Origin of the sequence: Streptomyces dengpaensis, assembly GCF_002946835.1 — a bacterium.
In the GTDB taxonomy this organism is placed as follows: domain Bacteria; phylum Actinomycetota; class Actinomycetes; order Streptomycetales; family Streptomycetaceae; genus Streptomyces; species Streptomyces dengpaensis.
In genome coordinates, this window is record NZ_CP026652.1 from 3,271,370 (window position 1) to 3,297,289 (window position 25,920).

General features: G+C 70.5%; 26 protein-coding genes and 1 pseudogene. 18 read left to right on the top strand and 9 right to left on the bottom strand.

Going from position 1 to position 25,920, the window contains the following annotated elements:
- Positions 1 to 159 precede the first annotated feature (159 nt).
- The gene (locus C4B68_RS14850) at positions 160 to 1,053 is read right to left on the bottom strand and encodes a biotin--[acetyl-CoA-carboxylase] ligase (protein WP_099499545.1); all 894 of its coding nucleotides are present in this window, start codon (positions 1,051 to 1,053) and stop codon (positions 160 to 162) included.
- 251 nt (positions 1,054 to 1,304) lie between these two features.
- On the opposite strand from C4B68_RS14850, the gene C4B68_RS14855 reads away from it, so the two are divergent.
- Together C4B68_RS14855 and C4B68_RS14860 are read left to right on the top strand one after the other, a co-directional pair.
- Complete coding sequence (locus C4B68_RS14855) at positions 1,305 to 2,897, top strand: acyl-CoA carboxylase subunit beta (RefSeq protein WP_099499544.1); 1,593 nt, start codon at positions 1,305 to 1,307, stop codon at positions 2,895 to 2,897.
- A 31-nt stretch (positions 2,898 to 2,928) separates the two neighbouring features.
- Positions 2,929 to 3,138, top strand: a complete 210-nt coding sequence (locus tag C4B68_RS14860) for an acyl-CoA carboxylase epsilon subunit (protein ID WP_099499543.1) — start codon at positions 2,929 to 2,931, stop codon at positions 3,136 to 3,138.
- Here the strand turns inward: C4B68_RS14860 and C4B68_RS14865 are convergent.
- Positions 3,135 to 3,374, bottom strand: a complete 240-nt coding sequence (locus tag C4B68_RS14865; RefSeq protein ID WP_373682180.1) for an SGNH/GDSL hydrolase family protein — start codon at positions 3,372 to 3,374, stop codon at positions 3,135 to 3,137. The two genes, C4B68_RS14860 and C4B68_RS14865, sit on opposite strands and share 4 nt — an antisense overlap.
- 167 nt (positions 3,375 to 3,541) lie before the next feature.
- On the opposite strand from C4B68_RS14865, the gene mmpB reads away from it, so the two are divergent.
- Both mmpB and C4B68_RS14875 read left to right on the top strand, forming a co-directional pair.
- Positions 3,542 to 3,670: a morphogenic membrane protein MmpB gene (mmpB, locus tag C4B68_RS44065; protein WP_099499542.1), complete on the top strand. Its 129-nt coding sequence runs from the start codon at positions 3,542 to 3,544 to the stop codon at positions 3,668 to 3,670.
- Positions 3,671 to 3,704: 34 nt separating this feature from the next.
- Positions 3,705 to 4,325: a Maf family protein gene (locus C4B68_RS14875; RefSeq protein WP_099499541.1), complete on the top strand. Its 621-nt coding sequence runs from the start codon at positions 3,705 to 3,707 to the stop codon at positions 4,323 to 4,325.
- Between the two features lie 36 nt (positions 4,326 to 4,361).
- On the opposite strand, the gene C4B68_RS14880 is transcribed toward C4B68_RS14875, so the two are convergent.
- Positions 4,362 to 4,862, bottom strand: a complete 501-nt coding sequence (locus tag C4B68_RS14880) for a hypothetical protein (protein WP_099499540.1) — start codon at positions 4,860 to 4,862, stop codon at positions 4,362 to 4,364.
- 406 nt (positions 4,863 to 5,268) lie between these two features.
- On the opposite strand from C4B68_RS14880, the gene C4B68_RS14885 reads away from it, so the two are divergent.
- Together C4B68_RS14885 and C4B68_RS14890 are read left to right on the top strand one after the other, a co-directional pair.
- The gene (locus C4B68_RS14885; RefSeq protein WP_104879980.1) at positions 5,269 to 7,041 is read left to right on the top strand and encodes an acetyl/propionyl/methylcrotonyl-CoA carboxylase subunit alpha; all 1,773 of its coding nucleotides are present in this window, start codon (positions 5,269 to 5,271) and stop codon (positions 7,039 to 7,041) included.
- Between the two features lie 316 nt (positions 7,042 to 7,357).
- Complete coding sequence (locus C4B68_RS14890; protein WP_180289363.1) at positions 7,358 to 7,903, top strand: TetR/AcrR family transcriptional regulator; 546 nt, start codon at positions 7,358 to 7,360, stop codon at positions 7,901 to 7,903.
- Between the two features lie 31 nt (positions 7,904 to 7,934).
- Here C4B68_RS14890 and C4B68_RS14895 read toward each other — a convergent pair whose 3' ends face one another.
- Together C4B68_RS14895 and C4B68_RS14900 are read right to left on the bottom strand one after the other, a co-directional pair.
- Positions 7,935 to 8,903 carry a DeoR/GlpR family DNA-binding transcription regulator gene (locus C4B68_RS14895; RefSeq protein ID WP_099505488.1) on the bottom strand — a complete coding sequence of 323 codons (969 nt, stop codon included), beginning with the start codon at positions 8,901 to 8,903 and terminating at the stop codon, positions 7,935 to 7,937.
- Between the two features lie 177 nt (positions 8,904 to 9,080).
- A pseudogene (locus C4B68_RS14900) lies at positions 9,081 to 10,586 on the bottom strand (NAD(P)H-quinone dehydrogenase); the annotation flags it as partial.
- A gap of 50 nt (positions 10,587 to 10,636) precedes the next feature.
- Here C4B68_RS14900 and C4B68_RS14905 point away from each other — a divergent pair.
- From C4B68_RS14905 to C4B68_RS14925, 5 genes are all read left to right on the top strand, one after another.
- Positions 10,637 to 11,074 carry a gamma-glutamylcyclotransferase family protein gene (locus C4B68_RS14905; RefSeq protein ID WP_099505498.1) on the top strand — a complete coding sequence of 146 codons (438 nt, stop codon included), beginning with the start codon at positions 10,637 to 10,639 and terminating at the stop codon, positions 11,072 to 11,074.
- Between the two features lie 50 nt (positions 11,075 to 11,124).
- On the top strand, positions 11,125 to 11,406 hold the full coding sequence (locus tag C4B68_RS14910; protein WP_099505486.1) for a hypothetical protein: 282 nt from the start codon (positions 11,125 to 11,127) through the stop codon (positions 11,404 to 11,406).
- A gap of 107 nt (positions 11,407 to 11,513) precedes the next feature.
- Complete coding sequence (locus C4B68_RS14915) at positions 11,514 to 12,338, top strand: purine-nucleoside phosphorylase (RefSeq protein WP_099505497.1); 825 nt, start codon at positions 11,514 to 11,516, stop codon at positions 12,336 to 12,338.
- A gap of 158 nt (positions 12,339 to 12,496) precedes the next feature.
- A complete protein-coding gene (locus C4B68_RS14920) occupies positions 12,497 to 14,128 on the top strand; it encodes a phospho-sugar mutase (RefSeq protein WP_099505485.1) in 1,632 nt (543 codons plus the stop codon).
- A gap of 232 nt (positions 14,129 to 14,360) precedes the next feature.
- Positions 14,361 to 15,572: a hypothetical protein gene (locus C4B68_RS14925; RefSeq protein WP_099505484.1), complete on the top strand. Its 1,212-nt coding sequence runs from the start codon at positions 14,361 to 14,363 to the stop codon at positions 15,570 to 15,572.
- A 16-nt stretch (positions 15,573 to 15,588) separates the two neighbouring features.
- Here C4B68_RS14925 and C4B68_RS14930 read toward each other — a convergent pair whose 3' ends face one another.
- On the bottom strand, positions 15,589 to 16,221 hold the full coding sequence (locus C4B68_RS14930; protein ID WP_099505483.1) for a PH domain-containing protein: 633 nt from the start codon (positions 16,219 to 16,221) through the stop codon (positions 15,589 to 15,591).
- A gap of 113 nt (positions 16,222 to 16,334) precedes the next feature.
- Between C4B68_RS14930 and deoC the strand changes: the two genes are divergently transcribed.
- The 3 genes from deoC to C4B68_RS14945 are packed head-to-tail and all read left to right on the top strand — an operon-like array spanning position 16,335 to position 19,657.
- Positions 16,335 to 17,282: a deoxyribose-phosphate aldolase gene (gene deoC / locus C4B68_RS14935; RefSeq protein WP_099505482.1), complete on the top strand. Its 948-nt coding sequence runs from the start codon at positions 16,335 to 16,337 to the stop codon at positions 17,280 to 17,282.
- Positions 17,283 to 17,287: 5 nt separating this feature from the next.
- Positions 17,288 to 18,745 carry an aldehyde dehydrogenase family protein gene (locus tag C4B68_RS14940; RefSeq protein ID WP_099505481.1) on the top strand — a complete coding sequence of 486 codons (1,458 nt, stop codon included), beginning with the start codon at positions 17,288 to 17,290 and terminating at the stop codon, positions 18,743 to 18,745.
- 3 nt (positions 18,746 to 18,748) lie between these two features.
- The gene (locus tag C4B68_RS14945; protein WP_099505480.1) at positions 18,749 to 19,657 is read left to right on the top strand and encodes an aldehyde dehydrogenase family protein; all 909 of its coding nucleotides are present in this window, start codon (positions 18,749 to 18,751) and stop codon (positions 19,655 to 19,657) included.
- Between the two features lie 113 nt (positions 19,658 to 19,770).
- Here C4B68_RS14945 and C4B68_RS14950 read toward each other — a convergent pair whose 3' ends face one another.
- Positions 19,771 to 20,187 carry a hypothetical protein gene (locus C4B68_RS14950; RefSeq protein ID WP_099505479.1) on the bottom strand — a complete coding sequence of 139 codons (417 nt, stop codon included), beginning with the start codon at positions 20,185 to 20,187 and terminating at the stop codon, positions 19,771 to 19,773.
- Between the two features lie 187 nt (positions 20,188 to 20,374).
- Positions 20,375 to 20,689 carry a hypothetical protein gene (locus C4B68_RS14955; protein WP_099505478.1) on the bottom strand — a complete coding sequence of 105 codons (315 nt, stop codon included), beginning with the start codon at positions 20,687 to 20,689 and terminating at the stop codon, positions 20,375 to 20,377.
- Positions 20,690 to 20,973: 284 nt separating this feature from the next.
- Here C4B68_RS14955 and C4B68_RS14960 point away from each other — a divergent pair, with 284 nt between their 5' ends.
- On the top strand, positions 20,974 to 21,612 hold the full coding sequence (locus C4B68_RS14960) for a uridine kinase family protein (RefSeq protein ID WP_099505477.1): 639 nt from the start codon (positions 20,974 to 20,976) through the stop codon (positions 21,610 to 21,612).
- Between the two features lie 201 nt (positions 21,613 to 21,813).
- Here the strand turns inward: C4B68_RS14960 and C4B68_RS14965 are convergent, their stop codons facing one another.
- Positions 21,814 to 22,629 carry a SigE family RNA polymerase sigma factor gene (locus tag C4B68_RS14965; RefSeq protein ID WP_099505476.1) on the bottom strand — a complete coding sequence of 272 codons (816 nt, stop codon included), beginning with the start codon at positions 22,627 to 22,629 and terminating at the stop codon, positions 21,814 to 21,816.
- A gap of 326 nt (positions 22,630 to 22,955) precedes the next feature.
- On the opposite strand from C4B68_RS14965, the gene afsQ1 reads away from it, so the two are divergent.
- From afsQ1 to C4B68_RS14980, 3 genes are read left to right on the top strand one after another with little or no spacing between them, the layout of a single operon-like run.
- Positions 22,956 to 23,633 carry a two-component system response regulator AfsQ1 gene (gene afsQ1 / locus C4B68_RS14970; protein WP_099505496.1) on the top strand — a complete coding sequence of 226 codons (678 nt, stop codon included), beginning with the start codon at positions 22,956 to 22,958 and terminating at the stop codon, positions 23,631 to 23,633.
- A complete protein-coding gene (locus tag C4B68_RS14975) occupies positions 23,630 to 25,231 on the top strand; it encodes a sensor histidine kinase (RefSeq protein WP_099505475.1) in 1,602 nt (533 codons plus the stop codon). The genes afsQ1 and C4B68_RS14975 overlap by 4 nt, the downstream gene beginning before the upstream one ends.
- Positions 25,228 to 25,896 (top strand): hypothetical protein, encoded by a 669-nt coding sequence (locus C4B68_RS14980; RefSeq protein WP_240634353.1) that lies wholly within the window; start codon positions 25,228 to 25,230, stop codon positions 25,894 to 25,896. The genes C4B68_RS14975 and C4B68_RS14980 overlap by 4 nt, the downstream gene beginning before the upstream one ends.
- Positions 25,897 to 25,920 lie beyond the last annotated feature (24 nt).

The window sequence follows — 25,920 nt, forward strand, 5'->3', positions numbered from 1 at the left end:
TCTACGGCAGGTGTGCGCTGGCTCACTCCCGACGCCCGGGGGGCTGATTCTCAGCCCGTCCGGCGTTTGAGGACGAGCGCGAAGCGCGACAGCGAGGGTCTGGGGGCGGAGCCCCCAGTTATGGGACGGGCAGGGGCGGAGGGGGCGAAAAACCGCCCGCTACACGCCCCGCACATGCACCACATCTCCCGCCCCCACCGGCTCCTGCACACCCTCCCCGGTAGCGATGACAAGACGCCCGTCGCCGTCCACCGCCACCGCCTCCCCGGTGATCGACTGCCCCCCGGGCAGCTCGGCCCGGACCACCCGGCCGAGCGTCGCGCAGCCGGCGGCGTACGTCTCCTGGAGGCCCGACGCGGCGGGATCGCCCCCGGCGGCACGCCAGCGTTCGTACCACTGCTCCAGGGAGCGCAGCACGGCCCGCAGCACGGTGTCCCGGTCCGTCGTGACGGCTCCCGCCAGCGCCAGCGAACCGGCCCCCGGCACGGGAAGCTCGTCCTCCTTGAGGGTGACGTTGATGCCGATGCCCACCACCACCGCATCGGCCCCCGTCCGCTCGGCGAGGATGCCCCCGGCCTTCCGTTCCTCCCCGCCGACGGTCACCAGCAGGTCGTTGGGCCACTTGAGTGCCGTGTCGACACCGGCGGCCCGCGAGAGGGCCGTCGCGGCGGCCACGCCGGTGAGCAGCGGCAGCCAGCCCCAGCGCTCGACGGGGACCTGGGTGGGCCTGAGCAGGACGGAGAAGAAGAGGCCGGAGCGGGCCGGAGCCGTCCAGTTGCGGTCGAGGCGACCGCGCCCGGCGTTCTGCTCCTCGGCGACGAGGACGACACCCTCTCCGACGTCCTCCTTCGCGGCGTGGGCGACGAGGTCGGAGTTGGTGGACCCGGTGCGCTGGACCACCTGGACATCGCTCCAGAGCCCGCCGTCGCGGACCAGCGCGCGGCGCAGGGCGGCTTCGTTGAGGGGTGGGCGGTCGAGGTCGGACCAGCGGCCCGGCCGCGGCTCACCGGGCTCGTCGGAGGGGCTGCCTTGTCCACCTGGTGGGGTCGTCATGCAACCACCCTAGGTTTGACGTCCTCCGCCCCGCGAGAAGGGGACGGATTCCGGTCCCTGCCGGGCTGAGTTTCCCGGGCGCTCAGGCCTGATCCGGAGACCTCGTTGACCGCTGAAACCAGAGGGGGAGTGTGGTAAACGCCGCACTGCCGAACCGAAGACACCCCACTACGCTACGGATGAGTAGCCGTCCCCACTTCTGAGCACCTCAACCCTCACATCCCTTAGAGCAGGCAGGGAGCCGCATCCCGATGTCCGAGCCGGAAGAGCTGCACCACCCCGACATCCACACCACCGCGGGCAAGCTCGCTGACTTGCGGCGCCGTATCCAGGAGGCGACGCACGCCGGCTCGGAGCGCGCGGTCGAAAAGCAGCACGCCAAGGGCAAGTTGACGGCGCGTGAGCGGATCGAGCTGCTGATGGACGACGGGTCCTTCGTCGAGTTCGACGAGTTCGCGCGGCACCGGTCGACCGACTTCGGTCTGGAGAAGAACCGCCCGTACGGCGACGGTGTCGTCACCGGCTACGGCATGGTCGACGGCCGCCCGGTCGCGGTGTTCTCGCAGGACTTCACCGTCTTCGGCGGCGCCCTCGGCGAGGTCTTCGGCCAGAAGATCATGAAGGTGATGGACTTCGCGCTGAAGACCGGCTGCCCGGTCATCGGCATCAACGACTCTGGCGGCGCCCGCATCCAGGAAGGCGTCAGCGCCCTGGGCATGTACGGGGAGATCTTCCGCCGCAACACCCACGCCTCCGGCGTGATCCCGCAGATCAGCCTGGTCGTCGGGCCCTGCGCGGGCGGCGCGGTCTACTCCCCCGCGATCACCGACTTCACGATCATGGTCGACCAGACCTCGCACATGTTCATCACCGGCCCCGACGTCATCAAGACCGTCACCGGCGAGGACGTCGGCTTCGAGGAGCTGGGCGGCGCCCGGACCCACAACGCCACATCCGGCGTGGCCCATCACATGGCGGGCGACGAGAAGGACGCCATCGAGTACGTCAAGCAGCTGCTGTCCTACCTGCCGTCCAACAACCTCTCCGAGCCCCCGGTCTTCCCGGACGAGGCGGACCTCGCCCTCACGGACGAGGACCGCGAGCTGGACACGATCGTGCCGGACAGCGCGAACCAGCCCTACGACATGCACGCGGTGATCGAACACCTCCTGGACGACTCCGAGTTCTTCGAGACGCAGCCGCTGTTCGCGCCGAACATCCTCACCGGCTTCGGACGGGTGGAGGGCCACCCCGTCGGCATCGTCGCCAACCAGCCGATGCAGTTCGCGGGCTGCCTGGACATCGACGCGAGCGAGAAGGCCGCGCGTTTCGTCCGGACCTGCGACGCCTTCAACGTTCCCGTCATCACCTTCGTCGACGTGCCCGGCTTCCTCCCGGGCGTCGACCAGGAGCACACCGGCATCATCCGCCGCGGCGCCAAGCTGATCTACGCCTACGCCGAGGCGACCGTCCCGCTGATCACCGTCATCACCCGCAAGGCCTTCGGCGGCGCCTACGACGTCATGGGCTCCAAGCACCTCGGCGCCGACCTCAACCTCGCCTGGCCCACCGCCCAGATCGCGGTGATGGGCGCGCAGGGCGCGGTCAACATCCTGCACCGCCGCACCATCGCCGCCGCCGAGGACCAGGAAGCCACCCGGGCCCGCCTCATCCAGGAGTACGAGGACACCCTCCTCAACCCCTACACGGCGGCCGAGCGCGGCTACATCGACGGCGTGATCATGCCGTCGCAGACCCGCTCCCACGTCGTACGCGGTCTGCGTCAGCTCCGTACGAAGCGGGAATCACTCCCTCCGAAGAAGCACGGCAACATCCCCCTCTAAGCCCCTGTAGACCCGGATCCTGGGAGCAGACATGACGATCAAGGTCGTACGGGGAAATCCGACCCCGGAGGAGCTGGCCGCCGCCCTGGCGGTGGTCAGGGCGCGCGCCGCGGCGGCGGTCCCCACCCCGTCCGGCGCGCGCCGCGAGCCGGACTCCTGGGCGGACCCGGCCCGCATCGCCGCGCACCGGCTGCCCAAGCCGGGCCCGACGGCGTGGAGTCGCACCTTCTGGCCCGGCTAGAGGACCGCTGACAGCACATCGGCCATCACCTGGTACCCCGCGTCGTCGGGGTGCAGGTGGTCGCCGAAGTCGTACGACGGGTGCAGCCGGTCCGGGTCCGCCGGATCGGCCAGTACCCGGTTGAGGTCGACGACCGCGTCATACCCCCCCGAGCACCGGATCCACTCGTTGAGCTCATGGCTCACCTTGGCCGCGCGCTCGCCCCAGTCCGCCGCAGCAGGGCGGCGAGGCCGCACGGCACCTCGGCGCCGACCTCATCGGGGTCACTAATGGAATTAGCGTACCGTTTAAAACGGGACTGGAGTGCCGTTTACTCCGTCGAACTCAAGCTGAGCTCAAGCCGAGCACAAGTTGAGTACGCGTACTCAGGCGCCCCCCATCACGTCGCCGCAAGCTCGACACCATGCTGTGGTCCGACCCAGAGAACGAGCCCCCCAAGGAACTCCGCGACATGCAGGACATGTTGCGGCGGCTGGGCGTTCTCATGGCGCTGGCCATGGTGCTGGCGATGATCGTGATCGGGGTGAGATGAGCCCTCGGGGACCCTCCGCCGATACGCTGACCGCATGACCGATCAGCCGCGCCGCCGCCTCGTGCTCGCCTCGCAGTCCCCCGCCCGGCTCAACCTGCTGCGGCAGGCCGGCCTCGACCCCGAGGTGATCGTGAGCGGGGTCGACGAGGACGCCGTCACCGCCCCGACCCCCGCCGAACTCGCCCTCGCGCTGGCCGAGGCGAAGGCCTCCCACGTGGCGGCGAAGCCCGAGGTGCAGGGCGCACTGGTGATCGGCTGCGACTCGGTGCTCGAACTGGACGGCGAGGCGCTCGGCAAGCCCGCGGACACCGAGGAGGCCGTCGCCCGCTGGAAGTCGATGCGCGGCCGGGCCGGGATCCTCCAGACGGGGCACTGCATCTACGACACGGCGGCCAAGCGCTACGCCTCGGGGACCGCGTCCACCGTGGTCCGCTTCGGCGACCCGACCGACGCCGAGATCGCCGCGTACGTCGCCTCGGGCGAACCCCTCTACGTGGCGGGCGCGTTCACCCTGGACGGCCTGTCGGCCCCGTTCATCGACGGCATCGACGGCGACCACGGCAACGTCATCGGGATCTCGCTGCCGCTGGTCCGCCGGCTGCTGGCCCAATTGGGCATCGGCATCACGGAGTTGTGGACGCCGCAGGAGAAGTAGGGACCGCGGGGTACGTGGTACCTCGGGGGTACGTGGTCAGGAGGCCGACGGGGCCGGGGGTGCCGGAGGTGCGATCGGGACCCCTCCCCCGTTGTCGCCGTTCTTGCCGTCCTCGGGCGCGGCGCCTCCCGCGGGACCGGCGCCCTCGCGGCGGTCGTACGCCATCAGCGTGAACACGATCAGCCCGAGCACCACCATCATGAAGGCGAACGCGCCCCAGCCCACCAGGCCCACCGTGAACGCGCCGAGCAGCCCGTGCACCACGGCGGCGCTGATGAGGAGGATGCGGCCGACCACGCGTGGGGCGCGGTCGCGCAGCGCGATCAGCAGGGCGGCGAGGCCGCACGCCGCGAAGTAGAGGCCGAAGACCAGGCCCCCGACCTTCGACGAGACGGACATCATGTCCGGGTCGAGGCCAGCCAGGGACATGTCCTGGCGGTCGACGACCATGCCGAGGAACCAGTTCAGCGCCGCTATGCCGACCGCCTCGGCGAAGAGCACGATCGCCGCCACCCACGCAACCGGCCTGCGCACCACCGGTCCCCACCCACTTCCCAGTGCCGTTAACCCAAGTACGCCAGATCGCCGCCCGGCCACCCCTCGACGGGGTCCTTCGAGCCGCGGACTTTCTTCAGCAGCCCGAACGCTACTAACGGGTAAACCCAGGGACAAGGGTTCTGCCACGGGCAAAGAATCGTTGGGCCATTCGTAGGGACTCCACAAAGAAACGCTGTGGGGCGCAGCACTGAGTCACAGAGACCTTGACCACACCGGCGGGCTAGGGTTCTGGGAAGGATTCCTGCGTGCCTCGGCGCGACAAGGGATTTCGCGGGTCGGGCGAGCCTCGCATCACGCTCCGTGTGGGCAAGCTCACCACAGTGGACGGGTCGAAAGGTCGTGTCGGCTGTCCCTAAACTCGGCTTGTTTCAAGGAGGGAGCCATCGTGCGCAAGGTGCTCATCGCCAACCGTGGCGAAATCGCTGTCCGCGTGGCCCGGGCGTGCCGGGATGCCGGGATCGCGAGCGTTGCCGTGTATGCGGAACCGGACCGGGACGCTCTGCATGTCCGTGCGGCGGACGAGGCGTTCGCGTTGGGCGGTGACACCCCGGCCACCAGTTACCTGGACATCGCCAAGGTGCTGCAGGCCGCCAAGGACTCCGGAGCGGATGCCATCCACCCCGGCTACGGTTTTCTGTCCGAGAACGCCGACTTCGCCCAGGCCGTCCTGGACGCCGGGCTGATCTGGATCGGCCCGCCCCCGCAGGCCATCCGCGACCTCGGTGACAAGGTCGCCGCCCGGCACATCGCCCAGCGCGCCGGCGCCCCCCTGGTCGCCGGCACCCCCGACCCGGTCTCCGGCGCCGAGGAGGTCGTCGCGTTCGCCAAGGAGCACGGCCTGCCCATCGCCATCAAGGCCGCCTTCGGCGGCGGCGGACGCGGCCTGAAGGTGGCCCGCACCCTGGACGAGGTCCCCGAACTGTACGAGTCCGCCGTGCGCGAGGCCGTCGCCGCCTTCGGCCGCGGCGAGTGCTTCGTCGAGCGCTACCTCGACAAACCCCGCCACGTCGAGACCCAGTGCCTGGCCGACACCCACGGCAACGTGGTCGTCGTCTCCACCCGCGACTGCTCCCTGCAGCGCCGCCACCAAAAACTCGTCGAGGAAGCCCCCGCCCCCTTCCTGTCCGACGCCCAGGTCGCCGAGCTGTACTCCTCCTCCAAGGCGATCCTCAAGGAAGCCGGCTACGTCGGCGCCGGCACCGTGGAATTCCTCGTCGGCGCCGACGGCACCATCTCCTTCCTCGAGGTCAACACCCGCCTGCAGGTCGAACACCCCGTCACCGAGGAAGTCGCCGGCATCGACCTGGTCCGCGAGATGTTCCGCATCGCCGACGGCGAGCCCCTCGGCTACACCGACCCCGAACTGCGCGGCCACTCCCTCGAGTTCCGCATCAACGGCGAAGACCCCGGCCGAGGCTTCCTGCCCGCCCCCGGCACCGTCACCACCTTCACCCCGCCCTCGGGCCCCGGCGTCCGCCTGGACGCCGGCGTCGAGTCCGGCGCCGTCATCGGCCCCGCCTGGGACTCCCTGCTCGCCAAACTGATCGTCACCGGCGCCACCCGCGAACAGGCCCTGCAGCGCGCCGCCCGCGCCCTCGCCGAATTCCGCATCGACGGCATGGCCACCGCCATCCCCTTCCACCGCGCAGTCGTCACCGACCCGGCCTTCGCCCCCGAACTGACCGGCTCCACCGACCCGTTCACGGTCCACACCCGCTGGATCGAGACCGAGTTCGTCAACGACATCAAGCCCTTCACGCCCCCCACCGACCTGGAGGCCGAGGAAGAGCCCGGCCGCGAGACCGTCGTCGTCGAGGTCGGCGGCAAGCGCCTGGAAGTCTCCCTGCCCTCCTCGCTGGGCATGTCCCTGGCCCGCACCGGCCTCGCCGCCGGCGCCAAACCCAAACGCCGCGCCGCCAAGAAGTCCGGCCCCGTCGCCTCCGGCGACACCCTCGCCTCCCCCATGCAGGGCACCATCGTCAAGGTCGCCGTCGAAGAAGGCCAGGAAGTCCAGGAAGGCGACCTCGTCGTCGTCCTGGAAGCCATGAAGATGGAACAGCCCCTGAACGCACACCGCTCCGGCACCATCAAGGGCCTCACCGCCGACGTCGGCGCCTCCATCACCTCCGGCGCCGTCATCTGCGAGATCAAGGACTGAGCACTCAGGTCTCTGCACGACCGACACCCGAAGCGCCCGGCGGACTGAAGCAGTGAGTCCGCCGGGCGCTTCGTCCTGTCACCCCCACGGCGTGCGCCAAGGGCGCGCCCCAGGGACGTACGAGAAGGCCAAAGGGACGCACGAGAAGGAGGTACGGCTTTCACCCGGCCCGGGGAGACCGCTCGTGAGCGCCTGATGGCATGCTGGACGGCAGCCTCGCGGCAGGAGAGAGCAGGTGGATGCCATGGTGGGCGCGACCGCACAGGACCGAGCGGGGGCGCAGGGGCCCGCGGAGAGCCCCGGGGCGCCGCGCGCCATGCGTGCCGACGCCCGGCGCAACTACGAACGGCTGCTCGCCGAGGCGCGCTCCGCGTTCGCCGAGCACGGAACCGACGCCTCCCTGGAGGACGTGGCCCGCCGCGCGGGCGTCGGAATCGGCACGCTCTACCGCCACTTCCCGAACCGCCACGCCTTGGTGAGCGCGGTCTTCGAGGACGCGGTCAGCGACTTGCTCGCCCGCTCACGCGAGCTGCTGGACGCCCCGCAGCCCTGCACCGCCCTCGTGGACTGGCTGCGCGAGATCATCACCCACGCGAGCGAGTACCGCGGCCTGTCGCGCGCCCTCATGTCGGCCTCGCGGGACGAAGGTTCGGCCCTCGCGCGGTGCAGCACCCCGATGCGCGAGGCGGGCAACGCCCTCCTGCTCCGCGCCCAGCAGGCAGGCGCGGTACGCCCCGACGTCTCGATCACCGATCTCCTCCAACTGACCAACGCCATCGCCCTGGCGTCAGAGGAAACCCCGGACGAACCCCAACTGGCGGACCGCCTCCTGACACTGACGCTCCGCGGCTTGAAGCCGTGAGGGCATGAGTGCCTCAGGCGGGCCGCCCCCGTCAGCGGCGGCGCAAGTCCGCCACCCGCGCCCGCTCCCCCTGGGGCTGTTCGCCCAGGGCCGTCGCGCTGCGCAGTTGCGGGCCCGTGCCGGGTACCACCTGGCCGCGGCGCGGCCCGGGGAGTGGTACGTCCCGGCGTGGCTGGCGCCCCGCCGGGACGGGATCGCCTCCCGCGCCGCCCGAGCTGGATGAACCGGCCACCGCGATCTGTACGCCCTGGTCCGCCAGGGCCTGCAGTTCGGTGGCCGCGCGGTCGTCGTGCGGCGGCGGCTCGTCCGTGACCAGGCGCGTGATCAGGTCGGTCGGCACGGTCTGGAACATCGTGTCCGTACCGAGCTTGGTGTGGTCGGCGAGGACGACGACCTCGGCGGCGGCCTGGACCAGCGCGCGGTCGACGGACGCCGAGAGCATGTTGGACGTGGACAGACCGCGCTCGGCGGTCAGCCCGCTGCCGGAAAGGAAGGCCCGGGAGACGCGCAGCCCCTGGAGGGACTGCTCGGCGCCGGAGCCGACCAGGGCGTAGTTGGAACCGCGCAGAGTGCCGCCGGTCATCACGACCTCCACACGGTTGGCGTGGGCCAACGCCTGGGCCACCAACAGGGAGTTGGTGACGACGGTCAGCCCGGGCACCCGCGCGAGCCGGCGAGCCAGCTCCTGCGTGGTCGTACCCGCACCCACCACGATGGCCTCGCCCTCTTCGACGAGACCCGCGGCGAGATCGGCGATGGCCGTCTTCTCGGCGGTCGCGAGATGCGATTTCTGCGGAAAGCCGGACTCCCGCGTAAACCCGCCCGGCAATACCGCACCGCCGTGTCGGCGGTCGAGGAGTCCTTCTGCCTCCAGTGCGCGCACGTCCCGCCGTACGGTCACTTCGGAGGTCTGGACGACGCGGGCGAGCTCACGGAGCGACACCGCTCCATTCGCTCGCACCATTTCGAGGATCAATTGGCGACGTTCTGCAGCGAACACGAAACTGACAGTAACCCCAACGACCGTCTGCTTTCAGCAGTTTGCGCCGAATAACAGAAGTTGTTCGCATGGCAGGGCGCGAAGTGGTATAGGCGCCTACTCGCGCCGCCTATGCCTTACGAATGGTCGACGACTCCCCGTGACCAGCGAAGACCGGCGGGGAGTCGCCCGAAGGACTCAGACCTCGCCCGCGGTCTTACGGGTGTGCAGCTGCCGCGCCACCTCCGCGATCGAGCCCGACAACGAGGGATAGACGGTGAAGGCGTTCGCGATCTGTTCGACCGTCAGATTGTTGTCGACCGCGATCGAGATGGGATGGATCAGTTCCGAGGCGCGGGGGGCCACGACCACGCCGCCCACCACGATCCCGGTGCCCGGACGGCAGAAGATCTTGACGAAGCCGTCCCGGATGCCCTGCATCTTGGCGCGCGGGTTGCGCAGGAGGGGGAGCTTCACGACACGGGCGTCGATCTTGCCCGCGTCGACGTCCGCCTGCGTGTAGCCGACGGTGGCGATCTCGGGGTCGGTGAAGACGTTCGACGAGACCGTCTTGAGGTTCAGCGGGGCCACCGCGTCGCCCAGGAAGTGGTACATGGCGATACGTCCCTGCATCGCCGCGACGGACGCGAGGGCGAAGACGCCGGTCACGTCACCGGCCGCGTACACGCCGGGGGCGGTCGTCCGGGAGACCTTGTCGGTCCAGATGTGCCCGGAGTCCCTGACCTTGACCCCGGCCTTCTCCAGGCCCATCCCGCTGCTGTTCGGGACGGCGCCGACGGCCATCAGACAGTGTGTGCCGTTGATGACCCGGCCGTCGGAGAGCGTGACCTCGACGCGGTCGCCGACCCGCTTGGCGGACTCGGCGCGGCAGCGCGCCATGACGTTCATGCCGCGGCGGCGGAAGACGTCCTCCAGGACGGCCGCGGCGTCCGGGTCCTCGCCGGGCAGCACGCGGTCGCGGGACGAGACGAGGGTCACCTTCGACCCGAGCGCCTGGTAGGCGCCGGCGAACTCGGCACCGGTGACGCCGGAACCGACCACGATGAGCTCCTCGGGCAGCTCGTCGAGGTCGTACACCTGGGTCCAGTTCAGGATCCGCTCGCCGTCGGGCTGCGCGTCGGGCAGCTCGCGGGGATGACCGCCGGTGGCGATGAGGACGGCGTCGGCGGTGAGCGTCTCCTCGGTGCCGTCCGCGGCCCGTACGACGACCTTGCGCGAGCCGTCCAGGGCCTGCATGCCTTCGAGCCGTCCACGCCCGCGCAGGACACGCGCGCCTGCGCGCGTGACGGAGGCCGTGATGTCGTGCGACTGCGCGAGCGCGAGCCGCTTCACACGGCGGTTGACCTTGCCGAGGTCGACGCCGACCACGCGCGCGGGCTCATCGATGTGCGGCGTGTCGTCGGCGACGATGATGCCGAGTTCCTCGTACGACGAGTCGAAGGTGGTCATCACCTCGGCCGTGGCGATCAGAGTCTTGGACGGTACGCAGTCGGTGAGCACCGACGCCCCGCCCAGACCGTCGCAGTCGACGACGGTCACCTCCGCGCCGAGCTGGGCGGCCACCAGGGCCGCCTCGTATCCGCCGGGTCCGCCACCGATGATCACGATCCGAGTCACGTACTCCATTGTCCCGCACGCTCCCAAGTGCTTCCGCCCAGGGTGGTAACCGTCGTGCACCCGAGCTCCTTCTGTTACACGAGAGGCGTATGCGTCGCTGCCGTACCCTCAACCTCATGTCGCTCTACGCCGCGTACGCCGGCAATCTCGACCCGCGGCTCATGACGCGCCGCGCTCCACATTCGCCGCTGCGCGCCACCGGCTGGCTGAACGGCTGGCGGCTGACCTTCGGGGGCGAGCACATGGGCTGGGAGGGCGCGCTCGCGACGATCGTCGAGGCACCGCGGTCCCAGGTGTTCGTGGCGCTGTACGACATCGCACCCCTGGACGAGGACTCCATGGACCGCTGGGAGGGCGTGGGCCTCGACATATACCGGCGCATGCGGGTACGCGTGGACACGCTGGAGGGGGAGGAGCCGGCGTGGGTGTACGTGCTCAACGGGTACGAGGGGGGGCTGCCGTCGGCGCGGTACCTCGGGGAGATCGCCGACGCGGCGGAGTCTGCCGGCGCTCCACACGATTACGTGATGGAACTGCGGAAGAGGCCCTGCTGAGGGCCGCCGCCTCTAAGCTCGAGGACACCGACGCACCAGCGGGAGTGCTCATGGCCCCCACGATCACGTACGACGTCTACTACACGGTTCAGGCCGCCGCGGCCCGCGACCGGCTCGACGACCGGCAGCGCGCCGCGTTCGACAAAGGCATGGCCATGCTGGCCCGCGACCCATTCCTCTCGGTTTCACGGCCCATAAGCTCCACCGGAGACGACCGCACGATCCGGCTGACGCAGAACATCCTGGTGGAATACACGGTCAGCCGCGGCCGCCTGCTGGTCTTCATCGTCGAGGTCTTCAACGACAAGGACGTCCTCATCACGGACGAGTGAGCGGTCCCCTCGCATCGCCCTCTCGTCGGAAACGACAAGACAACGATCGCAAGACCGTGAGCTCTGTCATCTACGCGCGTAGGCCTGGACCGGCTACCCTCGTGCGCGTGAACGCATCTCTTCTTCCGGACGACATCCAGGGCGACCCCTACGCCGCCGCCGACGCCGCCGCCACGCGCCTGCGTGAGCTCACGGGCGCCGAGACCCACGACGTCGCCCTCGTGATGGGCTCCGGCTGGGCCCCGGCCGTGGACGCCCTCGGCTCCCCCGAGGCCGAGTTCCAGGTCACCGAACTGCCCGGGTTCCCCCCGCCGGCGGTCGAGGGCCACGGCGGCAAGATCCGCTCGTACAAGATCGGTGACAAGCGGGCCCTGGTCTTCCTCGGCCGCACCCACTATTACGAGGGCCGCGGTGTCGCCGCCGTCGCGCACGGCGTGCGGACCGCCGTCGCCGCCGGCTGCAAGACCATCGTGCTCACCAACGGCTGCGGCGGGCTCCGCGAGGGCATGCGGCCCGGGCAGCCGGTGCTGATCAGCGACCACATCAACCTGACGGCGACGTCCCCGATCGTCGGCGCGAACTTCGTGGACCTCACCGATCTGTACTCGCCGCGGCTGCGGGCGCTGTGCAAGGAGGTCGACCCCTCGCTCGAGGAGGGCGTGTACGCGCAGTTCCCCGGGCCGCACTACGAGACGCCGGCCGAGATCCGGATGGCCCGGGTCATCGGGGCCGACCTGGTGGGCATGTCGACGACGCTCGAGGCCATCGCCGCGCGTGAGGCGGGTGCGGAGGTGCTCGGTATCTCGCTCGTCACCAACCTCGCCGCCGGCATGACCGGCGAGCCGCTCAACCACGAGGAAGTCCTCCAGGCGGGCCGCGACTCGGCCGCGCGGATGGGTGAGCTTCTGACTCAGGTGCTGGATCGTCTGTAGTCGGCGGGGTTTGCTGCGGGTTCGGCGGTGGGGTTTTTCGCCCCCTCCGCCCCTGCCCGTCCCGTACCTGGGGGCTGCCGCCCCCAGACCCCCGCAATCGCGCTGACGCGCTCGTCCTCGAACGCCGGACGGGCTGAAAAGAGAGAGGTTCACCCGAGGTGCAGGACGAACTCATCGCGCGGGCCAAGGCGTGGCTGGCCGAGGATCCCGACGCGGACACCCGTGAGGAACTCGCCCAGCTCATCGACGCCGAGGACGTCCATGAGCTTGCCGCCCGCTTCAGCGGCACCCTCCAGTTCGGCACCGCGGGGCTGAGAGGGGAGCTCGGTGCCGGGCCCATGCGGATGAACCGCTCCGTGGTCATCCGGGCGGCGGCCGGCCTCGCCGCCTACCTCAAGGCAAAGGGCGTGACCGACGGCCTGGTCGTCATCGGCTACGACGCCCGGCACAAGTCGGCGGACTTCGCCCGGGACACGGCGGCCGTCATCACGGGCGCCGGTCTGCGCGCCGCCGTACTGCCCCGCCCCCTCCCCACCCCCGTCCTCGCCTACGCCATAAGGCTCCTGGGCGCGGCGGCGGGCGTGGAGGTCACCGCCAGCCACAACCCGCCCCGCGACAACGGCTACAAGGTCTACCTGGGGGACGGTTCACAGATCGTTCCGCCGGCCGACGCCGAGATCGCGGCCGAGATCGACGCCGTCCGCGCCCTCGCCGACGTGCCCCGCCCGGACTCCGGCTGGCAGACCCTCGACGAGGACACGCTCGACGCCTACCTGGAGCGTACGGACGCCGTCCTGGCGGAGGACTCCCCCCGCACCGCCCGGACCGTGTACACGGCGATGCACGGCGTCGGCACGGAGGTCCTCCTCGCCGCCTTCGCCCGCGCCGGCTTCCCGGAGCCCGTCCTCGTCACCGAACAGGCCGACCCCGACCCGAACTTCCCGACCGTCGCCTTCCCCAACCCGGAAGAGCCCGGCGCCATGGACCTCGCCTTCGCGAAGGCCCGCGAGACCGACCCCGACCTGATCATCGCCAACGACCCCGACGCGGACCGCTGCGCCGTCGCGGTCAAGGACCGTGGCGACTGGCGCATGCTGCGCGGCGACGAGGTCGGGGCCCTGCTCGCCCAGCACCTGGTCAACCACGGTGCCCGCGGCACCTTCGCCGAGTCCATCGTGTCCTCCTCCCTGCTCGGCCGGATCGCCGGGAAGGCAGGCCTGCCGTACGAGGAGACCCTCACCGGCTTCAAGTGGATCGCCCGCGTCGAGGGTCTGCGGTACGGGTACGAGGAGGCCCTCGGCTACTGCGTCGACCCCGAGGGCGTACGCGACAAGGACGGCATCACGGCGGCGCTGCTCATCACCGAGCTCGCCTCCGAGCTGAAGGAGCAGGGGCGCACCCTCGTCGACCTCCTCGACGACATCGCCGTCGAATACGGGCTGCACGCCACCGACCAGCTCTCGGTGCGCGTGGAGGACCTCTCGGTCATCGCGAACGCCATGCGGCGCCTGCGTGAGCAGCCGCCGACGGAGCTCGCGGGCCTGGCGATCACGAACGCCGAGGACCTGACGAAGGGTACGGACAAGCTGCCTGCGACGGACGGCCTGCGCTACACGCTGGACGGCGCCCGCGTCATCGTCCGCCCGAGCGGCACGGAGCCCAAGCTGAAGTGCTACCTGGAGGTCGTGGTGCCGGTGGGCACCCGGGACGGCCTCCCCGCGGCCCACGCGAAGGCCGCCGAGCTGCTGTCGGCGATCAAGCGGGACCTGTCGGCGGCAGCCGGTATCTGATCTGACAGCTGGCATCGCCTGTGGGGGCTCACCGGTCCGGTGGTCCCCACAGCGGCCATCTTCCCGGGTTCCCGCAGAGCGGCCCTCCTCCCGTCTGCTCGCAGAGCGGCCCCCTGCCCGCCGCACGTACGGGTGATTTCCACACGGCAGTTGACGCAGCGCTCCCGTACGCCACTGGAAGACCGAGGAACGGTTTACCGGTAGCGCACCACCGAGTCCCAGGAGCTGCCGCGTGCCCTCGACCGCTTCCCGGCCGACATCCGCCCCACCCCGGAACGCCCCGAGTGCACGCGTCCCGAACACCCGGCGCCCGCCGCGGGAAGCCACCCCCGCGGCCAGATTCCGCGCCCACCTGCGCCGTGCGGCCCCCGCGCTGCTCGCCTACGCGGCCGTACGCCTCACCGTCCTGCTCGTGGTCACCGTGTGGGCCCACCACCAGCACCACGGCCTGTGGCCGACCCTGGCGGCGCAGTGGGACGCGAACTGGTACCTGGGCATCGCCGACCACGGCTACGCACACCGCCTGGGCACCGAGCACGACGCGAACAACCTCGCCTTCTTCCCGCTCTACCCCGTCCTCATCAAGGCGTTCGCCGTGCTGACGCCGGGCACGCGCGCGACGACGGGCCTGGTCATCGCGGTCGTGAGCTCGTTCGCCGCCGCGTGGGGGATCTACTCGGTGGGCAGCCATCTGCACGGCCGCCGCGTAGGCGTCCTGCTGACCGTGCTGTGGGCGGCCCTCCCGGTGGGCCTCGTCCAGTGGATGGGCTACACGGAGTCGCTGTTCACGGCGTGCGCCGCGTGGTCGCTGTACGCGGTGCTCACCGGCCGCTGGCTGTGGGCGGCTTCGCTCGCCTCGCTGGCCGGCCTGACCCGCCCGACAGGCATCGCGGTGGCGGCCGCGGTCACCGCGACCGCCCTGGTCTCACTCCGCCACGGCTTCTCGGCACGCGCCCTGGCGGCCGCCGCGCTCGCCCCGGCCGGCTGGCTCGGGTATGTCGGCTGGGTGGGCCTGCGCGTGGGCCGCTGGGACGGCTACTTCGCCGTACAGCGGCTGTGGAACAACGAGTGGGACGGCGGCCTGGAGACCCTGCAGCGGATGCAGCAGGTCCTGGCGTTCGACTCGACGCCCCAGCTGTTCCTGGTGATGGTGACGGTGACGCTGCTCGCGTCGATGGCGCTCTACGTCCTCTCCGCTTGGGACCGCCAGCCGCTGCCCCTGCTCGTCTTCACCGGGGTCCTGCTGCTGATCGTCCTGGGCAGCGGCGGTGTCTACTTCCCGCGCGCCCGTTTCCTCCTCCCCGGCTTCCCCCTCCTGCTCCCGCTCGCCCTGCACATCTCCCGCGCCTCGGCCCGCTTCCGGGCACTGAGCCTGACGGCGGCGCTGGTGGTCGCGGCGTACTGCGGCGCGTACATGGTGCTGGTGTGGCCGAGCGCGCCATGACCGTGCGAGGCGCCGGTCAGCCCATGGCCAGCAGGATGGCCAGCAGGATCGCGCCGGCCGCCGCGGGGACCATCACCTCGTACGCCCATCGCACGCTGACCTCGCCCTGCGCGCTCTCCTCGGACGCCCTCGCCTCGGACAGCTCGCGCAGGTCGTCCATGATCTGGTCGGTCGTGGCGCGGGACGGCGCGGCGGGTGCGGGGGCCGTGCGGCCGAACGCTGGCGTACGGCTGCCCCGGCCGTCCGCCGTGGCGCCCCGTGCCTGCTGCCTGGCCACCTTCTTGCGGGCGCGCAGGGAGACGGGGATCGCCCACAGCTGGTACTTCGTGCCGGAGGTGTCGACCACCTCGTTGGAGTAGCCCGAACGCAGGGAGGCGACCTTGCTCCAGGGCAGCACGATGACGCGGAACGGGTTGCGGACGCGCAACCGGTCCTCGTTCGCGTAGACCGCGGGGCGCAGGGTGAACGCGCACACCAGCGGGACGATGAGGATCAGCGCGGCGAGGGCCTGCCAGGGAGTGCGGCCCTGCCCCGCGATCAGCGCGTCGATGCCGAGCCAGCCCGCGATGACGAGCAGGAGCACACCGCCCGCCATGCCGGCGGGCGACCGGTAGATCCGGTCCTTCGACTCGGGTCGCGAGGTGGTCATGGGCCCGATTGTGCCCGACGCTCCGCAGGGGCTGAGAATGAGCCCCTCGGCGTTCTGCGTCCGACCCGGGGGTGTACAGCCGCTACGCGCGTAGATATGCTCGGCTGGTGACCATGTCCACCACTGCACACGCACTCGGCGACGTGACCGCGTCCGACAGCACGCTGCGCCGCTTCCTCCACGGGCTCCCCGGCGTCGACACGGTCGGCCTGGAGGCGCGCGCCGCCTCGCTCGGTACCCGTTCCATCAAGACGACCGCGAAGGCGTACGCCATCGACCTCGCCATCTCGATGGTCGACCTGACGACGCTGGAAGGCGCGGACACCCCGGGCAAGGTCCGGGCGCTCGGCGCCAAGGCGGTCCACCCGGACCCGACCGACCGTACGACGCCGACGACGGCCGCGGTCTGCGTCTACCCCGACATGGTGGCCACCGCCAAGGAAGCCGTCGCCGGCTCCGGCGTGAAGGTCGCCTCCGTCGCCACCGCCTTCCCGGCGGGCCGCGCCGCGCTCGGCGTGAAGCTGGCCGACGTGCGCGACGCCGTCGCCGCGGGCGCCGACGAGATCGACATGGTCATCGACCGCGGAGCCTTCCTCGCGGGCCACTACATGAAGGTGTACGACGAGATCGTCGCCGTGAAGGAGGCCTCGGGGGCGGCTCGCCTCAAGGTCATCTTCGAGACCGGTGAGCTGTCGACGTACGACAACATCCGGCGGGCCAGCTGGCTCGGCATGCTGGCGGGCGCCGACTTCATCAAGACCTCGACCGGCAAGGTCGCCGTCAACGCGACCCCGGCCAACACGCTCCTCATGCTGGAGGCCGTCCGCGACTTCCGCGCCCAGACCGGCATCCAGGTCGGCGTGAAGCCCGCAGGCGGCATCCGCACCACCAAGGACGCCATCAAGTTCCTGGTCCTGGTGAACGAGACGGCGGGCGAGGACTGGCTGGACAACCACTGGTTCCGCTTCGGCGCCTCCTCGCTCCTGAACGACCTGCTGATGCAGCGTCAGAAGCTGGCCACCGGCCGCTACTCCGGCCCCGACTACGTGACGGTGGACTGATCACCATGGCATCCGCATTCGAGTACGCACCCGCGCCCGAGTCCCGCACGGTCGTCGACATCGCCCCCTCGTACGGGCTGTTCATCGACGGCGAGTTCACGGAAGCGGCCGACGGCAAGGTCTTCAAGACCGTCTCGCCGTCCACCGAGGAGGTCCTCTCCGAGGTCGCCCAGGCCGGCACCGAGGACGTCGACCGTGCCGTGAAGGCCGCCCGCAAGGCCTTCGAGAAGTGGTCGGCACTGCCCGGCGCCGAGCGCGCCAAGTACCTCTTCCGCATCGCCCGCATCATCCAGGAGCGCAGCCGCGAGCTCGCCGTCCTGGAGACGCTGGACAACGGCAAGCCCATCAAGGAGACGCGCGACGCCGACCTCCCCCTGGTCGCCGCGCACTTCTTCTACTACGCGGGCTGGGCCGACAAGCTCGACCACGCCGGCTTCGGCGCCAACCCCAAGCCCCTCGGCGTCGCGGGCCAGGTCATCCCCTGGAACTTCCCGCTCCTGATGCTGGCGTGGAAGATCGCCCCGGCGCTGGCGACCGGCAACACGGTCGTGCTGAAGCCGGCCGAGACCACCCCGCTGTCCGCCCTGTTCTTCGCGGACATCTGCCGCCAGGCCGGTCTGCCCAAGGGCGTCGTCAACATCCTTCCGGGGTACGGCGACACGGGCGCCGCGCTCGTCGAGCACCCGGACGTGAACAAGGTCGCCTTCACCGGTTCCACCGCCGTGGGCAAGGCGATCGCCCGCCAGGTGGCCGGTACGAACAAGAAGGTCACCCTCGAACTCGGCGGCAAGGGCGCGAACATCGTCTTCGACGACGCCCCCATCGACCAGGCCGTCGAGGGCATCGTCACCGGCATCTTCTTCAACCAGGGCCAGGTCTGCTGCGCGGGCTCCCGCCTGCTGGTCCAGGAGTCGATCCAGGACGAGCTGCTCGACTCGCTCAAGCGCCGCGTGTCGACGCTGCGCCTCGGCGACCCGCTCGACAAGAACACGGACATCGGCGCGATCAACTCCGCCGAGCAGCTGGCCCGGATCACCTCGCTCGCCGAGCAGGGCGAGGCCGAGGGCGCCGAGCGCTGGTCTCCCGCCTGCGAACTGCCCACCTCCGGCTACTGGTTCGCCCCGACGCTCTTCACGAACGTCACCCAGGCGCACACCATCGCCCGCGACGAGATCTTCGGCCCGGTGCTGTCGGTCCTCACCTTCCGCACGCCGGACGAGGCCGTCGCCAAGGCCAACAACACCCAGTACGGCCTGTCGGCGGGCATCTGGACCGAGAAGGGCTCCCGCATCCTGGCGGTGGCGAACAAGCTCCGCGCGGGCGTCATCTGGTCCAACACGTTCAACAAGTTCGACCCGACCTCGCCGTTCGGCGGTTACAAGGAGTCGGGCTTCGGCCGCGAGGGCGGCCGCCACGGCCTGGAGGCGTACCTCGCCCCGTCGAGCCCGAAGGGCGAGCGATAAAAAATGAGCGCAGTTGAGAAGACCGAAAAGACTGAGCGACTCTCCGTCCTCAAGACCTACAAGCTGTACGTCGGCGGGAAGTTCCCGCGTTCCGAGAGCGGCCGGGTGTACGAGGTGACGGACCCTAAGGGCAAGTGGCTGGCGAACGCACCGCTCTCGTCCCGCAAGGACGCCCGTGACGCGGTGGTCGCCGCGCGCAAGGCGTTCGGCGGCTGGTCCGGCGCGACGGCGTACAACCGCGGCCAGATCCTCTACCGCGTCGCCGAGATGCTGGAGGGCCGCAAGGAGCAGTTCGTCCGCGAAGTCGCCGACGCCGAGGGCCTGTCGAAGGCGAAGGCCGCCGCTCAGGTCGACGCGGCGATCGACCGCTGGGTCTGGTACGCGGGCTGGACCGACAAGATCGCCCAGGTCGTCGGCGGCGGCAACCCGGTGGCGGGCCCGTTCTTCAACCTCTCCACCCCCGAGCCGACGGGCGTGGTCGCGGTCCTGGCCCCGCAGGAGTCGTCCTTCCTCGGTCTTGTCTCCGTCATCGCGCCGGTCATCGCGACCGGCAACACGGCGATCGTGATCGCGAGCGAGAGGTCCCCCCTCCCGGCCCTGTCGCTCGGCGAGGTGCTCGCCACCTCCGACCTGCCCGGCGGTGTGGTCAACGTGCTCTCCGGCAAGACGGCGGAGATCGCCGCTCCCCTCGCCGCGCACCAGGACGTCAACGCGATCGACCTCGCGGGCGCGGACGACGTCCTGGCGAAGGAGCTGGAGATCGCGGCCGCGGACAACCTCAAGCGGGTCGTGCGTCCACAGGCTGTGGATTACTCCGCGACTCCGGGCATCGACCGCATGACGGCCTTCCTGGAGACGAAGACGGTCTGGCACCCGACGGGGTCGCTGGGCGCGTCGGGCTCGTCGTACTGAGCCATCCGAAAGTCACCTGGGACCTGAGTCACACGAAAGTCACCTGGGACTCACCTGGGACCAGAAAGCCGCGCTTCCCCTCCGTCCGGGGGAAGCGCGGCTTTCTGCCGTGGTCAGCCGTGCAGCAGGCCCGTCGCCTGGCCCAGTACCGGAATGCTGCCGATCGACGACGCCTGTGCCACCGGCCGGGTCAGCGCCTGTGAGGACAGGGGCTTGAAGTCAGCGAGCTGGGTGCCGACGCCGTTGTCGAGCGGGTCGACAGCGGTGCCCGCCAGCGGGTTGGGCTTGAGGCCCTCGACCGAGCCGGTGACGTAACCCACCGTGCCGGTCAGGGCCTGGAGGCCCGCCTGCGGGTCGACGTTGCCCAGGGAAGTGGGCCGGGTGCGCATGACGTCCACGACCGGGTCCGCGTCCGCGACCGCCGGTGTGGCCCCGGCCGCACCGGCAGCGACCACACCGACCGCGACGACGATGCGCGCGGTCCTGCGGGCGGCCTGGGTGGTCTGCTGGGTGGCTGCGTGTCGCACCATCGGATGTCCTCTGTTGGGGAGCGGAGAGCAAGTGGAGTGACACGCAGCGTAGTTGACCCGTCCTCCCGCGCGAGCACCGAAGGTGGCAGATTCGCCTGTGCGGGGCAACAGACATATCAGCGCCAGTCCCCCCGGGACCGTCCGGCCCAGTCCACCGATGCCGTCCGGCCCCCGTCCGCCGTTGCCGTCAGTTCCAGTCCACCGTGTGCGTCAGTGTCACCCCGTGCGTGGCGAAGGTGATCTCGATTCGGTCCTGGCCGGCCATGGTGAAGCCGCCGTGGAAGCTGCTGCGGTCGGCGCCGATGTAGACGTAGTGCACCCGGCCGGGGTGGCTCAGAGCCTCGTAGGAGAAGAGCTCGGCCATCATGTCGCGCAGGCCGTAGTGGAGGGCCTTGGTGCCCGTGGTGAAGGTGCCCTTCCAGGCCGGCGCGGAGGCGCGCTCGATGGTGACCTCGCCCGTGACCCGGCTCGGCGGCGTCCCCAGGAAGAGCCAGGGGGCCAAGCCCGCGCCCGGACGGCAGGAGGGTCTTGTCGTACACCCAGACCCCGCAGGCGTAGCGCCGGCCGTCGCTGCCGACCGTGTCGACGACGTACTCCCTCGGCGCGGACACCCCCGAGGAGGCGCAGGCCCTGGCGCGGAAGCTGGACGCGTCCGGGCGCTTTGTCACGGAGCCGGTGGCGGAGTAGGCCGGGGCGGGTCTCGGGGGAGGGGATAATCTCCTGGATGTGTCCGCCGCATGTTCGCTGCGGGGCGAAACCAGGTCGATTGACAGAAGGTACGGAGAATTGGGTTCCCATCCCCCGATACCCACCCGAGTGGTGCTGCTCTGCGGCCCCTCCGGCTCTGGAAAGTCCCTTCTCGCGGCCGACTCCGGGCTCCCCGTGCTCCGCCTCGACGACTTCTACAAGGAGGGCACGGACCCGACGCTTCCTCAGGTGGAGGGCAGCGCGGACATCGACTGGGACCACCCGCTGTCCTGGGACGCGGACACCGCGGTCGCCGCGATCGAGGAGCTGTGCCGTACGGGGCGGACGACCATCCCCGTGTACGACATCGCGCTGAGCGCCCGCACGGGTACGGAGACGCTGCGCGTCGAGCGGACCCCGCTGTTCATCGCGGAGGGCATCTTCGCCGCCGAGATCGTCGAGCGCTGCCGTGAGCTGGGCGTGCTGGCCGACGCGCTGTGCCTGTCGCGCGGCCCGGTCACCACGTTCCGCCGCCGCTTCATGCGGGATCTGCGGGAGGGCCGCAAGTCGGTGCCCTTCCTGCTGCGCCGCGGCTGGCGTCTGATGCGCGCCGAGCGCTCCATCGTGGCCCGCCAGGCGGCCCTGGGCGCCCACCCCTGCGACAAGGCCGAGGCCCTGGGCCGCCTGACCGCCGCGGCCGCCGTCGGGCGCGCGGCCGCGCGCCCGACGGCGGCGTAGCCACCCCGGTCACCGGCTCCCGCTCTCGGCGAAGGCGCCGGGGCGGGGGACCCGAACACGACGGGACACGAACACGAAAAGAGGCCCAGGCGGACCCCCCGTCCGCCTGGACCTTTCTCGTTTCCCCCGTGCTCCCCCGCGGTCCCCCGTGACCCCGTTGGTTCCCCCCGGTTGTGTTTCCCCTTGCTTCCCCCCAGGCCTTCAGGCGACAAGCTCCCCGAAGGACTCCTCCTCGTCACGGCCGAAGCTGAGGACCTCGTCCTCGCGCATCCGGCGGAGCGACCGCCAGATGCTGGACTTCACCGTGCCGACACTGATGTCGAGGATCTCCGCGATCTCCGGGTCGGTGCGGCCCTCGTAGTAACGGAGGACCAGCATCGTGCGCTGGAGTTCGGGCAGCCGGGCCAGTGCCTGCCACAGGACGGCGCGCAGCTCGGTGCCGCGCATCGCGTCCGTGTCGCCGGGCGTCTCCGGCAGCTCCTCGGTCGGGTACTCGTTCAGCTTGCGGCGGCGCCACGCGCTGATGTGCAGATTCGTCATGGTGCGGCGGAGGTAGCCCCCGACCGCGGCCTTGTCGCTGATCCGGTCCCAGGCCTTGTACGTCGAGAACAGCGCGCTCTGCAGCAGGTCCTCGGCCTCGAACCGGTCACCGGTCAGGTGGTAGGCGGTTGCGTACAGGGAGGCACGACGCTCTTGGACGTAGGCGGTGAACTCCACCTCCGACACCGAACGGCGCTCCCCCGTGGCCTCCCCGTACGCGGCTCCCCCGTGAGCCTTCCCCCCCACAGTGCCCAGAGCGGCTGTCGCCGCAGGGCTCTCCCCAGTGAACGCGTCAACCACCGTCATGTACCCGGTGTGTTGACGCCCGGCGCCGCGAGCGCACCCCCGCCCTCCCCCACGCTCGAATACGCTCGCGCGGGAGGGACCCCCATCGGCGCCGGACTTCTCCGCGGCCCGGGTGACGTCGTGGAGCCGCGTGACAACTGCGCTAGTGCTGGTGCTGTGCAGCGTGTTCATCTCGCGCCCCCCGTCGTGGAGTCCCGGATCTTCGGTTCGGTCCGCCGTGCTTCCGTGCTTCCGTGCTTGTGTCGAAAAGCTTGCCCGGGCCACTTCATGGCCGTGTCCGCCGACTGTCACAGACCTGTCACAGGGCCCATCCGCGGGCGCGCCGCAGCACGATCACAGAGAAGAACGGCACGACTACGCGGATGCCCCCTCGGGGCCTCTCCGCCGTACAAGAAGGGGCCTTGGTGCGGGTGATGGCTGGGAGCGCTTGCAGGTCCCGTCGAACGAAGTTCGGGTGAGGTCGCTACCCGGCCATGACATGGGCCAGAATGACGTTCGTGCCTTCCCTGTTGCTGATCGAGGACGACGACGCCATCCGTACGGCCCTGGAGCTCTCTTTGACGCGCCAGGGACACCGTGTGGCCACTGCTGCCACCGGCGAGGACGGTCTGAAACTACTGCGTGAGCAGCGGCCGGATCTGATCGTGCTGGACGTGATGCTGCCCGGCATCGACGGATTCGAGGTGTGCCGGCGCATCCGGCGCACCGACCAGCTGCCGATCATTCTGCTGACCGCGCGCAGCGACGACATCGACGTCGTGGTCGGTCTGGAGTCCGGCGCCGACGACTACGTCGTCAAGCCCGTGCAGGGCCGGGTGCTCGACGCCCGGATCCGTGCCGTGCTGCGGCGCGGTGAGCGCGAAGCGAACGACTCGGCGACGTTCGGATCGCTCGTCATCGACCGTGCCGCGATGACGGTCACCAAGAACGGCGAGGATCTGCAACTGACGCCCACCGAGCTGCGGTTGCTCCTGGAGCTGAGTCGCCGCCCCGGACAGGCGCTGTCCCGCCAGCAGTTGCTGCGCCTCGTCTGGGAGCACGACTACCTGGGCGACTCGCGCCTGGTGGACGCGTGTGTGCAGCGGCTGCGCGCGAAGGTCGAGGACGTGCCGTCCTCGCCCACGCTCATCCGAACGGTGCGTGGGGTTGGCTACCGGCTGGACAATCCTCAATGACGAAACCGCAGGACAAGGTCCGCGGTTGGGCCGCTGCACGCAAGGCGCTCCTGTCCGGCCTGCGCTTCACCAGCCTGCGGCTGCGGCTGGTCGTGGTGTTCGGACTCGTCGCGCTCACGGCCGCCGTGTCGGCATCGGGCATCGCGTACTGGCTCAATCGCGAGGCTGTGCTGACGCGTGCGCAGGACGCGGTGCTGCGCGACTTCCAGCAGGAGATGCGCAACCACGCGAGCCTGCTGCCGGTGCACCCGGGGCAGGACGAACTCCAGCGCACGGCCGGGCAGATGGCCGACAGCAGCCAGCGCTTCAGCGTGCTCCTGATCGCCCAGGACGCGAACGGCAAGACCGTCGTCGGCAACTCCGCGCTGGACACCTTCACGCTGGAGGACGTACCCAAGTCCCTCCAGAAGGCGGTGAACAAGCAGCAGGAGCTGTCCTCGAACAACGAGTCCGCGTACCACCTGTACTGGCAGCGGATCACCGACCACGACAAGCCGTACCTCGTGGGCGGTGCGAGGGTGATCGGCGGCACCACGACCGGCTACATGCTCAAGTCCCTCGAACCCGAGGCGAAGGACCTCAACTCCCTCGCCTGGTCCCTGGGCATCGCCACCGGTCTGGCCCTCATCGGCTCGGCTCTGCTCGCCCAGGCCGCCGCGACCACGGTCCTCAAGCCGGTGCACCGCCTGGGCATCGCGGCCCGCCGCCTGGGCGAGGGCAAACTGGACACGCGCCTGCGCGTGTCGGGTACGGACGAACTCGCGGACCTCTCCCGTACGTTCAACCACACGGCGGAAGCCCTCGAAAAACGTGTCGCCGACATGAGCGCCCGCGACGAGGCGTCCCGCCGCTTCGTGGCGGACATGTCCCACGAACTCCGTACGCCGCTCACCGCGATCACCGCCGTCACGGAGATCCTGGAAGAGGAACTGGACGCGGAGACGGGCAGCGTCGACCCGATGATCGAACCGGCCGTACGCCTCGTGGTCAGCGAGACGCGCCGCCTGAACGACCTCGTCGAGAACCTGATGGAGGTCACCCGCTTCGACGCGGGCACCGCCCGGCTCGTCCTCGACGACGTCGACATCGCCGACCAGATCACCGCGTGCATCGACGCGCGCGCCTGGCTGGACGCGGTGGACCTGGACGCCGAGCGCGGCATCACGGCGCGCCTCGACCCGCGCCGCCTCGACGTGATCCTGGCGAACCTGATCGGCAACGCGCTCAAGCACGGGGGCTCTCCGGTACGGGTGTCCGTGCGGGTGGAGGGCGAGGAACTCGTCATCGAGGTCCAGGACCACGGTCCCGGCATCCCCGAGGACGTACTCCCCCACGTCTTCGACCGTTTCTACAAGGCGAGCGCCTCCCGCCCCCGCTCCGAGGGCAGCGGCCTCGGCCTCTCCATCGCCCTGGAGAACGCCCACATCCACGGCGGCGAGATCACCGCGGCGAACGCGCCCAAGGGGGGCGCCGTCTTCACCCTGCGCCTGCCCCAGGACGCGTCGGAGCTCCCGACCGACGACTCCGACAACGGGGACGAGAACGGGAACGGGAAAAGGGACGGGAACAGCAACGGCTCGGAGGGCACCGCCGGATGACGACCGCACGACACCTCCGTGCGCCGCGAGGTGCACGCCCCGCGGGGCCGGGACGGCTTGGCCGGCTCCGGGGCGTACGCCCCTGGCTGGCCCTTCCGCTGCTCGCCGTGCTGCTCGCGGGCTGCGGCATCCGCGCCACCCAGGTCCCGACGGACTTCGGCCCGGCGCCGTCCCGTGTGCCCTGTGCCCTGTCGGGCCCCGACATCTCCACGCAGTCCTCGCGCGGCGTCCCCGTCCAGGTGTTCCTGCTCTGTTCGGAGCAGTTGGTGGCGGTCGACCGGTCCGTACGCATTCCGGACGGCACGGCTGAGGCGGCGCGACGGGTTCTGGTGGCCCAGGGGCTCCTCGACGAACTCGCCGAGCCGCCCTCCGCGCCGGAGGAGCAGGCCGGGTACACGACGGACGTACGCGGCGGTATGACCGTCAGCGGCCCTCGTGACAAGGACCCCGAGGGCATCCTCCGGCTGAGCACCCCGCCCGAGGACCTCACGCCGTCCGCCCTGGCCCAGATCATCTGCACCTTCGCCGACTCGGGCGCGGCCCAGGACAACGGCACCGTCATCCTCGGCGGCCCCGCCCCGTCCCCCCTCCACAGCTACGAGTGCACCCCCGAGGTCCGCGCCGACCCGGGGACGAATTCCCCGCCGTCGACGGTGGTCTCCTAGCCCGTCCGGCGTTTGAGGCGTTTT